General features: G+C 75.4%; 8 protein-coding genes. 7 read left to right on the forward strand and 1 reads right to left on the reverse strand.

Going from position 1 to position 12,189, the window contains the following annotated elements; genetic code table 11:
* The 6 genes from ACWEPF_RS23960 to ACWEPF_RS23985 all read left to right on the forward strand — a co-directional run bounded on the left by ACWEPF_RS23960 (nt 1) and on the right by ACWEPF_RS23985 (nt 10,943).
* Nucleotides 1-3,657 carry a DUF4132 domain-containing protein gene (locus ACWEPF_RS23960; protein WP_452174085.1) on the forward strand — a complete coding sequence of 1,219 codons (3,657 nt, stop codon included), beginning with the start codon at nt 1-3 and terminating at the stop codon, nt 3,655-3,657.
* A complete protein-coding gene (locus tag ACWEPF_RS23965) occupies nt 3,654-4,751 on the forward strand; it encodes an ATP-binding protein (protein WP_452174086.1) in 1,098 nt (365 codons plus the stop codon). The genes ACWEPF_RS23960 and ACWEPF_RS23965 overlap by 4 nt, the downstream gene beginning before the upstream one ends.
* Nucleotides 4,751-7,108, forward strand: coding sequence for a DUF5682 family protein (locus ACWEPF_RS23970; RefSeq protein ID WP_452174087.1), 2,358 nt, complete (start codon nt 4,751-4,753; stop codon nt 7,106-7,108). The genes ACWEPF_RS23965 and ACWEPF_RS23970 overlap by 1 nt, the downstream gene beginning before the upstream one ends.
* Nucleotides 7,105-8,277: a VWA domain-containing protein gene (locus tag ACWEPF_RS23975; RefSeq protein ID WP_452174088.1), complete on the forward strand. Its 1,173-nt coding sequence runs from the start codon at nt 7,105-7,107 to the stop codon at nt 8,275-8,277. The genes ACWEPF_RS23970 and ACWEPF_RS23975 overlap by 4 nt, the downstream gene beginning before the upstream one ends.
* Complete coding sequence (locus ACWEPF_RS23980) at nt 8,274-10,280, forward strand: hypothetical protein (protein WP_452174089.1); 2,007 nt, start codon at nt 8,274-8,276, stop codon at nt 10,278-10,280. Before ACWEPF_RS23975 ends, ACWEPF_RS23980 begins: the two co-directional genes overlap by 4 nt.
* 96 nt (nt 10,281-10,376) lie before the next feature.
* Nucleotides 10,377-10,943 (forward strand): Uma2 family endonuclease, encoded by a 567-nt coding sequence (locus tag ACWEPF_RS23985; protein ID WP_380148538.1) that lies wholly within the window; start codon nt 10,377-10,379, stop codon nt 10,941-10,943.
* Nucleotides 10,944-11,022: 79 nt separating this feature from the next.
* Here ACWEPF_RS23985 and ACWEPF_RS23990 read toward each other — a convergent pair whose 3' ends face one another.
* On the reverse strand, nt 11,023-11,406 hold the full coding sequence (locus tag ACWEPF_RS23990) for a VOC family protein (protein ID WP_452174090.1): 384 nt from the start codon (nt 11,404-11,406) through the stop codon (nt 11,023-11,025).
* A gap of 92 nt (nt 11,407-11,498) precedes the next feature.
* Here ACWEPF_RS23990 and ACWEPF_RS23995 point away from each other — a divergent pair.
* On the forward strand, nt 11,499-12,189 hold a 691-nt coding region (locus ACWEPF_RS23995), incomplete at its 3' end, for an NAD-dependent epimerase/dehydratase family protein (RefSeq protein ID WP_452174091.1).

Consider the following 12,189-nt stretch of genomic DNA (forward strand, 5'->3'; position numbering starts at 1 on the left):
GTGCGGCGCTGGGAGTTCGTCGGTGACGGATCTGCGAAGTTCTGGGAGGCGGCGGTCGAGGGCAGTTCGGTGGTGGTGCGCTACGGCCGGATCGGGACGGCGGGGCGCGAGCAGGTCAAGGAGCTCGCCTCCGCCGAGGCCGCCGAGGCGCACCTCGCGAAGCTGATAGGCGAGAAGACCCGCAAGGGCTACACCGCCACCGACGAGGATCCCGCCGCCGCACCCGCTCCTGCTCCGACCGCAGAGACGGAAGCGGAGGCCGAGACCGGAGTGGAAGCGGGGACGGAGCCGCAGGGCGAGCCGGGAGTAGGGGCGGACGGGCTGCCGGACGAGACCACCTTCGTCTTTCCCGCCTCCTGGCACCGCGTCCTCCAGCCCCGCCGCGGTGGCCGGATCCGCCCGGTGCCGCGCCCGGCGGCCAAGGCCGTCCGCCAGGCCGAGGAGCGGATCGAGGCCCAACACGGCTGGATCGAGCAGGTGTTGACGTCCCGCCAGGCCCCCGCGGAGCTGGTCGCCGCCGCACGCGGGTACCTGACCGGGGAGGCCGACCCGCTCGGGGCCGGGGTGGTCGCCGCGATCCTACCGCCCGCCTGGCACCACAGCGGCCCGGAGAAGTCGCCCTTCGTCGACGACTGGGCGGTCCGGTTCGGCCTGCCGTTCGCCGCCCGCGCCCTGGTGGAACTCGCCGGGCTGCACGTCCACTACCACCAGAGCGGGATGGTCAGGGTCGACGTCCAGCTCCGCTACCGCTCCCCCCAGCGGCCCGAGCTCAACAGCGCCGCCCAGCTGGCCGGCCGGCTCCGCGCCCTGCTCGCCGTCGCCGACGAGGCCGTGTACCAGGAGACCCTCGACGCGCTGGAGGAGCTGCGCACCACACCCGTCAGCCGCCTGCTGGCCGCCTACCTGGCCCCGGGGACGCCGGGCTGGACCGAGGACTGCCTGGCCGAGGCGTCCCGCTACGGCGCCGAAGCGCTCACCTTCCTGCTGGCCACCGTGGACGACCCGGCCCAGCTCGACCGCCTCGACCCGAACCCCGACCTCGGCTACCACGACTGGACGGTGGGCCTGTTCGCCACTCTCGCCGACGGTGTCGGCACCGAGGCGGGGCGCTACCTGGACGCCGCCCTCGGGCAGTACCACGGCACGGACCAGCTGCGCACCGTCACCTCGGTCGCGGTGCAGATCCCCACCGACCAGGCGTTCCGCTTCCTGCTCGGCCGCCTGCCGGAGAAGCAGGCCCGGCCCGCGCTCCAGGAGGCCATACAGCGCTACCCCGTCCGGGCCGCCCGCCTGCTGGCCGAGACGGTGCTCGCGGACGGGCCGACCGCCGCCGACGCGCGCCGCCTGCTGACGACCCACGTCCAGCTCCAGCACGCCGTCCTGCCCGAGATGACGGCACAACTCGACGCGCGGACGACCGAGTTGATCGCTTCCCTGGACGGCATCCGACCCCGGGTGGCCGAGGCCGCCCCGGACGAGCTGCCCGCGCTGCTGGTCTCCCCGCCGTGGGCGCGCCCCCGCACCCGCCGCACCGTCCGCGTACTCGCCGGTCTCCAGGCCGACGCCGCACCGGAGTTGCCGTGGCGGGCCGACGAGAAGGAGCGCTGGGCCGCCGCCGAGGAACCCTGGCCCTTCCCGAGCGGGACGGACTGGGCGAGGGAGGCCAGGGAGGTCTTCGGGCACAGCGGCAACCTCTGGGCCGCGCGCCGGCTGCTGATGCTCGGCCCGCGCAAGCTGCTCGCCCCACTGCTGGAGAAGTGGCGGCCGGTGGAGACCTGGGGCGGCGGGGACGAGCTGCGGCCGGTGATCGCCCGCTACGGCCTCTCCGCCCTGCCCGCGCTGCTCGCGGCCGCCTCCTCGCAGCCGGCGAGCATCGCCCCGCTGCTGCTCCCGTTCCGGGACGCCGGGGTGGCCCGGGTGATGGCGGACTGCCTGGTTCGGCTCAAGTCGGCCCAGCCGACGGCCCGTTCGTGGTTCGCCCGGCACGGGATCGAGGGCGCCCTGCTACTGGTGCCGGAGGCCGTCGGCCCGGACGGTGCGGCCCGGAAGGCCGCCGAACAGGCACTGCGCCTGGTCGCCGCCGAGGCCGGTACGCCGACCCTGTCCGCCGCCGTGGCCGGTCGCTACGGCGTCGAGGTGGCGGGGATCGTCGGCGAGGCGCTGGCAGCCGACCCCTTGGAGAACGCGCTGCCCGCCAAGATGCCCGAGCTCCCGGCCTGGCTGCAGCCCGCCGTCCTGCCCCAGCTGCTGCTCGCCTCCGGCGCCGCGCTGCCCGAGTCGGCCGTGCGGCACCTGCTCACCATGCTCGCGCTCTCCCGCCCGGAGGAGCCGTACGCCGGGGTGCCGGTCGTCACCGGGGCCTGCCGGGCCGATTCGCTGGCCGCCTTCGGCTGGGCCCTGTTCGAGGAGTGGCGTCAGGCCGGGATGCCGTCCAAGGAGAGCTGGGCGCTGACCGCGCTGGGCTCCCTCGGTGACGACGAGACGGTGCGCCGGCTGACCCCGGTGCTCCGCGAATGGCCGGGCGAGGGCGCCCACCACCGGGCGGTCGAGGGGCTGGGCGTGCTCGCGGCGATCGGCAGCGACGTGGCACTGCTCCACCTGCACGGCATCGCCCAGCGGGTGAAGTTCAAGGCGCTCAAGTCCCGTGCGCAGGAGCGGATCGCCGAGGTGGCCGAGGGTCTGGGCCTGACGGCCGACCAGCTCTCGGACCGGCTGGTGCCGGACCTCGGCCTCGACGCCGACGGCACCACGGTGGTGGACTACGGGCCGCGCCGCTTCACCGTCGGCTTCGACGAGCAGCTGCGCCCCTACGTGCTGGACGGTGACGGCCGACGGCGCAAGGACCTGCCCGCGCCGGGGGCCAAGGACGATCCGGAGCTGGCCCCGGCCGAGCGCAAGCGCTTCGCCGCACTGAAGAAGGACGTGCGCACCGTCGCCGCCGACCAGCTGCGCCGCCTGGAGACCGCGATGGTGGCCCAACGCACGTGGACCGCAGCCGAGTTCCGTGACCTCTTCGTCCGGCACCCGCTGGTCTGGCACCTGGCGCGACGCCTGGTCTGGCTGGCCGACCACGACGGCGGAGCGGGCCGCACCGCCACCACCGCCTTCCGGGTGGCCGAGGACCGCACCTTCGCCGACGTGGCGGACGAGGCCTACCCGCTGCCCGGGACCGCCACCGTCCGCCTCGCGCACCCGTTGCTGCTCGACGGCGCGGCGCAGGCCGCCTGGTCGGAGCTGTTCGCCGACTACGAGCTGCTCCAGCCCTTCCCGCAACTGGGCCGGGCAGTGCACCACTTGAGCGAGGACGAGCTGGCCGCCAACCGGCTGCACCGCTTCGAGGGCAGCAAGGTCCCGGTCGGCAAGCTGCTCGGCCTGACCAAGCGCGGCTGGGAGCGCGGGGCGCCGCAGGACGCGGGTGTCGAGCGGTGGTTCTCCAAGCGGCTAGGCAAGCGCTGCCACCTGGTGATCCAGCTGCACGAGGGCATCGCGGTCGGCATGGTGGACATGTTCCCCGAGCAGACCTTCGAGACGGTCTGGCTGGACGTGGTGCCGCGCGACCACCGGAACAGCGACACCCATCGGCTGCGCTTCCGCGACCTGGATCCGATCGCCGCCTCCGAGCTGCTCGCCGACCTGGAGGAGGTGACCTCGGCGTGAACGCGTCCGACGTCCCCGACCTCCAGCGTCCGCCCGCCGAGGTGCGCCACGCCGAGGAGCTGGCGGCCCTGCGCGCCGAGGACCGCGATCCGCGCCCGCCGGGCTGGCAGCTCAGCCTGCGGGCGGCCCGGCGCTTCGTGATCGGGGACGAACGGGCGGGCGTCAGCCGCAAGTTCGTCGGCAACACGGCCCTGGTCGAGCGCGCCCTGGTGACCCTGGCCACCGACCGCGGCCTGCTGCTGGTCGGCGAGCCCGGCACCGCCAAATCGCTGCTCTCCGAGCTGATCGCGGCGGCCGTCAGCGGCACCTCCACCCTGACGGTGCAGGGCGGCGCGGCCACCACCGAGGATCAGATCAAGTACTCCTGGAACTACGCGCTGCTGGTCTCCGAGGGCCCGTCCCCGCGCTCCCTGGTGCCCGCTCCCATGCTGCGCGGGATGGCGGAGGGCCGGATCGTCCGCTTCGAGGAGATCACCCGCTGCCCGCTGGAGGTGCAGGACTGCCTGCTCTCCCTGCTCTCCGAACGGGTGCTGGCCGTGCCGGAGTTGGACGGCCCGGACGGCATGGTCTTCGCCCGCGCCGGGTTCAACGTGATCGCCACCGCCAACACCCGGGACCGCGGCGTCAACGAGATGAGCGCCGCGCTCAAGCGCCGCTTCACCTTCGAAACCGTCTTCCCCATCCCGGACTTCGACACCGAGCTGGCCCTGGTCGAGGCCGAGGCCGGCGCCCTGCTGCGCCGCTCCGGCGTGACGGTGGCACCGGACCGCGACGTGCTGGAGGTGCTGGTGACCACCTTCCGCGAGCTGCGGCAGGGCGCCGGCTCCGCCGCTCCGGGCGGGGAGCGGATCTCCGCCGTGATGAGCACCGCGGAGGCGGTCTCGGTCGCCCACGCCGTCGGCGTCCGCGGCTGGTACCTGCGGGGCGAACCCGGCGACGCCGCCGACCTGGTGACCTGTCTGGCCGGAACGGCCGCCAAGGACAGCCCGGAGGACCTGGCCCGGCTGCGGCGCTTCCTGGAGCAGGAGGGCTCCCGGCGGCGGGGAGCGCAGTGGAAGGCCCTGCACCGGGCCCGCCACCTGCTGGCGGAGTGATGGACCCTCAGGATGCCCGGGGCTCCGCTGTCGTCCTCCTCGGCGTGCGCCACCACTCCCCCGCCTGCGCCGGGCTGGCGGCCCGCACCATCGCGGAGCTGCGGCCGGCCCACGTCCTGATCGAGGGCCCGGCCGACTTCAACGACCGGCTGGACGAGCTGGTGCTCGGCCACCACCTCCCGGTCGCCGTCTTCAGCCACCACCGCGACGCCGACCGCACCGCCACCTCCTGGGCGCCGTTCTGCGAACACTCGCCGGAGTGGGTCGCGCTCACCCACGGCCGGGCCGCCGGGGCACAGGTGCGCTTCATCGACCTGCCCGCCTGGCACCCGGCCTTCACCGAACGAACCTCGACGCGAACATCCGCCACGGCTACGGCCAACCGCTTCGCCGATGCCGAGTCACGCTACGCCGAGGCCGTCGCCCGGCTGTGCGCGCACTTCGGCACGGACTCGGTGGACACCCTCTGGGACGGCCTCTTCGAGGTGGCCGACCCGGACGGTCTGGCCGAACGGCTGGACGCCTACTTCGCGTTGGTGCGCGGCGACACCACCGCCGACCTGGGCGACCGGGCCCGGGAGGAGTACATGGCCTCCTGGGTGCGGGCCGCGGCGGCCCGCGACGAGGGCCCGGTGCTGGTGGTGGCCGGCGGCTTCCACGTCCCGGCGCTCCGCGCCCTGCTCTCCTCCGCCCCGTCCACGCCCGCGTGGCCGCCGGTCCCGGCGCCGGCGCCCGGCGCGGTCGGCGGAAGTTTCCTCGTCCCCTACTCCTTCCGGCAGTTGGACGCCTTCGCCGGCTACCAGTCCGGCCTGCCGTCGCCCGGCTACTACCAACTCCTCTGGGAGCACGGCCCGTCCGCCGCCGCCGACGGCCTGCTGGAGCAGGTGGTCCGCCGGCTGCGCGGCCGTCGGGTGCCCGCCTCCACCGCCGACCTGGTGGCGGCGCGCAGCCTGGCCGACGGCCTGGCCGCCCTGCGCGGCCACCGGGTGCGCAGCCGGACCGACGTGCTGGACGGCCTGGCCGGCGCACTGGTCAAGGAGGCGCTCGACCGGCCGCTGCCGTGGCACGGGCGCGGCACGCTCGCCCCGGGCTCCGATCCGGTGGTCGTCGAGATGGTGGCCGCCGGTACGGGAGCGCGCGCGGGCCGGCTGCACCCGGACACCCCCGCACCGCCGCTGGTGCACGACGCCGCCGCCGAGCTCGAACGGCACGGCGTGCTGCTCGGCTCGGCGGTGACGGCCGACCTCACCGAGCCGGCCGGACTGGGTCGCAGCCGACTGCTGCACCAGCTGCGGGTGTTGGGCGTCCCCGGCCACACCCGCACCTCCGGTCCAGCCTCCGGCGCCGACCCGGTCTTCACCGAGCGCTGGGAGCCCACCCCGCTCACCGGACGCGAGGCCGCCCTGGTCGAGGCCGGCGCGTACGGCGCCCGGGTCGCCGACGCCGCTGCGGTCTTCCTCACCGAGCAGCTGCACCAAGGGAGTTCAACCGGCGCCGCGCTCGCCGCACGGCTCTTCGACGCGGTGCTCTGCGGCGCCGACGCGCTCTCCACCGACCTCCTGCACACCCTCGCCGACCGGGCCGCGTCCGTCCCCGAACTCGCGGACGCCGGTGCCGTGTTGGCCACGGCCCTGCACCTGTGGCGGCACGACCGCGTCTACGGGGCGGCCGGCTCACCCCTGCTCGCCCGGATCATCGGCGCGTCGGCCGACCGCGCCCTCTGGCTGGCCGAGGGCCTGCACGGCGGCGGCAGTGGCACGGACGCCGGCCCCGAACCGCGGCGCCTGCGCGCACTGGCCGCCGTCCGGGACGCGGTGCGCCACGCCGAGGAGCTGCTTCCCCTCCCCAGGGCCGCCGCGCTCGACACCGCCCGCCGGATCACCACCGACCCGGCCGCACCGCCCGACCTGCGCGGCGCCGCCCTCGGACTGCTGCGCTCACTCGACGCTCCGGTGCCCGAACTGCCCGCCCTTGCAAGGGAGTTTGCGACAGCCGGTCCGGCCCGTCTGGGCGACTGGCTCACCGGACTGTTCACCCTCGCCCGCCACGAGCTGACCGACTCCCCGGCGCCCGCCCTGCTGGACGCCCTGGACGAGCTGGTCACCGCGATGACCGAGCACGACTTCCTCACCGGCCTGCCCGCCCTGCGCCAGGCCTTCGCCCACTTCCCGCCCCGCGAACGCGAACGGATCGCAGAGCGCCTGCTGGAGCGGCGCGGGCGCCGCGGCTCCGCCCGGACGCTCCTGCGCACCACTGCCGACCCGCTCGATCTGGCCCGTGCCCGTGCCCTGGAGCAGCAGGTGCACCAGCTGCTCCACCGCCACGGCCTCACCTCCGACCCCCGGACCACCCGATGACCGCTCCCTCTCACGACGCCACTCCCATCCCCGTCCCCGACCCCGGGCTGGAGCGCTGGCGCCTGCTGCTCGGTGCTCCCGCCGAACGCGTCACCGGCCCGCTCGCCCCGGCCGCCGCCGAACGCGACGCGGCCCTGGAGTGGCTCTACGGGCGGGACGAGGACCTGACGGAGCGCGGGATCCGGCGCCACCCGCCGGCCGCCCCCCGCGAGGGCGGCGACGGCGCCTCCCTGCTCACCGCCGTGGACTGGCTCGACGCCGTGCACCGCCTCTTCCCGAAGGAGACGGTCGAGCGCCTGGAGCGCGACGCGGTCGAGCGCTACGGGATCGAGGAGATCCTCACCGACCCGGAGGTGCTGACCAGGGTCGAGCCCAGCACCACGCTGCTGCGGGCCGTGCTGCGCACGAAGCACCTGATGAACCCCGACCTGCTGCTGACCGCCCGTCGGATCGTCGAGGCCGTGGTCCGGGACCTCATGGCACGCCTGCGACCCGAGCTGCGCCGCGCCTTCACCGGCGCCCGCTCACGCCGCCCCAGCCGCCTCCCGGTCGCGCGGGACTTCGACTTCCGGGGCACGCTGCGGGCCAACCTCCGGCACTACCAGCCCGAGCAGCGCCGCGTGCTGATCGAGCGGCCCCGCTTCCACTCCCGCTCCCGGCGGCACCTGGAGCAGTGGCAACTGATCCTGCTGGTCGACCAGTCGGGTTCGATGGTCGGCTCGGTCATCCACTCCGCCGTCACCGCGGCCTGCCTCTGGGGCCTGCCGGGCCTGCGCACCCACCTGATCGCCTTCGACACCTCGGTGGTGGACCTCACCTCGGACGTCGCCGACCCGGTCGAGCTGCTGATGCGCGTCCAGCTGGGCGGCGGCACCGACATCGCCCGGGCCCTCGACCACGCCGCCGGGCTGGTGGAGAACCCGCGCCGCACCGTGGTCGCCGTGGTCTCCGACTTCTACGAGGGCGGCGACCGCTACCGCCTGCTGCGCACCGTCCGCTCGCTGACCGGCCAGGGCGCCACCGTGCTCGGCCTGGCGGCCCTGGACGAGCAGGCCGATCCGTCCTACGACCGGGTCCTGGCCGGACAGTTGGCCGAGGCGGGCGCGCACGTCGGCGCCATGACGCCCGGTCACCTGGCCGCCTTCGTCGCGGAGAAGGTCGGCCGATGACCGCGCCCGCATCCCGCCCCTCCGCGTCGGCCGCCACCCCGCCCGCCGCCCCGCCCGCACCCCAGGCCCCCACTCCCGGCACGGACCCCGACCACCGCCCGGACCTGCTCGCCCTCACTCCGGACACGCTCGCCGCCCTCACCAACCGGGGCCTGGTCAAGCGCGCCACCCGCGAGGTGGAGTCCGGCACCGGCCCGGAGCTGAGCCTCGCCGAGGACGGCACCCTCTCCGGCCGCCACCCCGACGGCAGCCGGAGCCGACTGCCGCCCGGTCTCGGCCTGGACGCCGCCTCCTGCACCTGCGGTGCGCCGGGCGTCTGCCGTCACCTCATCGCCCTGGTCCTCTCCTACCGGCACCGCCCCTCCTCCGCTGCGACTGCCGAACAGAGCTGGTCCCCCGCCGAGTTCGACGACGACCAGCTCGAAGCCGTGCTCGGACGCACCGCCCTCGCGGCCGCCCGCCGCACCCTGGCCCGGGGCGGCCAGCGGGCCACCGTCCATCCGGCCGGCCCCGGCCACCCCGAGCCGTGGGTCGAACTCCCCTCCTGCACCGTCCGGTTCCCCGTCCCGCACGGCCTCGGCTACGCGATCAGCGACGCCGCCGCCCACCTCCACGGCGAGACCGTCGCCCTCGCCGTCCGGGCCTTCCGCGCCGCCGAGGCCTCCGGCGCCACGGAGGTCACCCTCGGCGAAGCGCCCTCCGCCGTCCACTCCGATCCCCTCAGCACCGCCGTCGGCCTGGCCGACGAACTCCTGCTGGACGGGGCGGCCCACACCACCCCGGTCTTCACGGCCCAACTGGAGCGCACCGCCGCCCGGTTGACCGCCGCCTCGCTGCACTGGCCGGCCGCCGCGGTCCGTGCCCTGCACCGCCAGGCCGAGGCCCACACTTCCCGGGACGCCCGCTACTCCCCCACCGAACTGGCTTACCTCATCACCGAGTTGCACGCCCGCAGCCGCGCCGCCACCCTCGACCCGGCCGGCGCCCTCGGCACCCGGGAGTCCGCGGACACCCCGCTCCGGCTGGCCCGGCTGGTCGCCCTCGGATGCCGCATCACCGGCCCCTCGGCCCGGGCTCGTACCGCCGAGCTCTACTACGCCCACCCGGACGCCGGGATCGTCCTGGTGCTGCGCAGGCACTGGCAGTTCCCCGAGGACACCCGCCTCACCGGCCCCGACCTCGCCGACCGCCGGCTGCTCGGCGCCACCCTCCGCGCCCTCGCCACCGCCAACCTGGTCAGCGAACAGCTCTCCCGCCACCCCAACCGCACCGTCACCATCGGCCGCGGCCGGGTCTCCGCCACCACCGTCACCCCGCTCGGCAACGCCTGGGCCGCCCTGCCGCCGCCCCTGCTGGTCGACGACCTCGCCGCCCACCTCCGCCGCTCCGAGCACCGTCCGCCCCGCCTGATCCGGCCCCGGGTCGAGGCCGAGGACGCGGTCGTCCTCGCCGTCTCCGCCGTCGACTCCGTCGGCTACGACCCCGCCCGGCAGCAGGTCGAGGCCGTCCTCCGCGACAACTCCGGCGCCGCGGTCCTGCTCCGCGCCGACCACGACCCGGTGTGCCCCACCCGCCTCGACTCCCTCGCCGCCGCCCTCGCCACCGGCCGGGTCACCCACGTCAGCGGCCTCCTCCACCACCACGCCGGCCACCCCGTCCTCGACCCCCTCGCCCTCCTCACCCCCGACGGCCCCACCGTCCCCGACCTGACCCCCGCCGCCCCCGTCCCCCTCCCACCCCTCGCACCCCGCCCCACCGACCCCCTCACCCACGCCCTCGAATCCGCCCTCACCACCCTCGCCGACCTCGCCCACACCGGCCTCCGACACCCCCGCCCCGACCTCACCCCCACCACCACCGCCCTCCGCCGCACCGGCCTCCACCACACCGCCACCCTCCTCGATGCCCTCGCCACCACCCCCACCCCCGCCACCTGGACCGAAGCCGCCCTCCACCTCCACCTCGCCCTCGAACTCCACCACCGCCCCCACCTGATCGAGTGACAGACCGGCCGCCCCGCCCCGCTCGGCGTCCTCGGAGGCTTAGCTGAGCGGGTGTCCTGATGGAGAATCGACCCGGAGCAGCGGAGGTGCACACAGATGAGTACGGCAGCCCACACCCCCGGGGACTACACCGTCAGCGACCCGGAGCGGGCCCTCAAGTACGCGATCCAGCACGTCGCGGGAGACCGGGCAGAGATCATCGAGGGAGTGATCACGCCCTTGTCGCCGTCCTGGGCGCACGAGAACGCCGCAGATCTCGTGCGGCTCCAGCTCACGCCACGCCTCAACGCACTCGATCTGGCCTCCGGATCGGGCAACCTCGACCTACCCGGCTCCGAAAACTGGTTCATCCCGGACCTGGCCGTCGTCCCCCGCGAGCTCGCCGCGAAGACCGAGGGCGCCCTCCTCCCGGATCAGACCCTCTTGGTGGTCGAAGTGACCTCGACCTCGAACGGCGAGACCGATCGCACCGTCAAGCGCCGCCGTTACGGCCAGTACGGCGCACCGCTCTACCTCTTGGTGGACCGTCAACAACGCGAGTGCACCCTCTTCTCCGCCCCCGGCCGCCTCGGCTACGCCACCACCGACGGCCCCCACCCCTTCGGCACCCCGCTCCGCCTCCCCGCCCCGTTCGACCTGACCCTCGACACGGCCCACCTCTGAGCCGGGCTCGGGCGGGTCGGGTCCCTCGGGCGGGTCGGGTCCGGGGGAGCTCCCACGCTGCCGGGCACCCGGCGGGGTGTCAGGCCGGGTCGAGGCGGCGGCGCAGGAGGCAGAACTCGTTGCCCTCGGGGTCGGTGAGGACGTGCCAAGGGACGTCGGGGCCCTGGCCGATGTCGGTGGGGCGGGCGCCGAGGCAGAGGAGGCGGTCGAGTTCGGCGGCCTGGTCGCGGTCGGTGGGGTTGACGTCGATGTGGAGACGGAGCTTGGCCGGGCGGGGGTCGGTGCTCGGGCTCAGGATCAGGGTGGGCTGCGGGCCGCCGAAGCCGGTGCCCGGTGGGCCGATCTCGATGCTGCCGTCGGACTCGCGGCCGAGCTCGACGTAGCCGAGCACCTCGCGCCAGAAGGCGGCGAGGACCTCCGGGTCGACGCAGTCGATGACCAACTCGCTGATGCGGCATGCCATGACGGTGAGTCTACGGGGCCGACGGCGGCCCTGAGGGGGTGTCAGGCAGGGCCACCCGAACGGGCGACGGGGTGTCGGGCTAGGGTGCGGGGGTGAGTCTTCATCTGATCGTCGGACACGGGCCCGCCGGGGCCGCCACCGCTCGTGAGCTGGTCGGACAGGGGCACCAGGTACGGGTGGTGACCCGCTCCGGCCTGCCCGCAGGGGCGGCCGCGGAGCCGGGCGTCGAACACCTGGCACTGGACGCCACCGACGCCGCCCGGCTGGCCGAGGCCGCTAAGGGGGCCGTGGCGATCCACAGTTGCGCCGCGCCGCCGCTGCACCGCTGGACCACCGCCTGGCCGCCGCTCGCCGCCTCGCTGTTCTCCGCCGCCGAGGCGAGCGGCGCCGTACTGGTGCTGCTCGGCAACCTCTACGGCTACGGGCCGACGGCCCCCGCCGGCCCGCTCACCGAGGAGCTGCCGCTCGCCGCCACCGGCCCCAAGGGCCGGACCAGGGCGGCGATCTGGGAGCAGGCCGAGGCACTGCACGAGGCCGGCCGGATCCGTGCGGTGGAGGTCCGCGCCTCGGACTTCTTCGGCCCCGGGGTCACCGCGGGCGGCCACCTCGCCGCCCGTGCCGTCCCGCGCCTGCTGGCGGGGAAGGGTGTCTCGGTGCTCGGCGACCCGGACGCCCCGCACAGCTGGACCTACCTCCCCGACGTGGCCCGCGCCCTGGCCGAGGCCGCCTCCGACGAGCGCGCCTGGGGCCGGGCCTGGCACGTGCCGACCCTGCCCGCCCGCT

The organism is Kitasatospora sp. NPDC004289 (genome assembly GCF_053602875.1).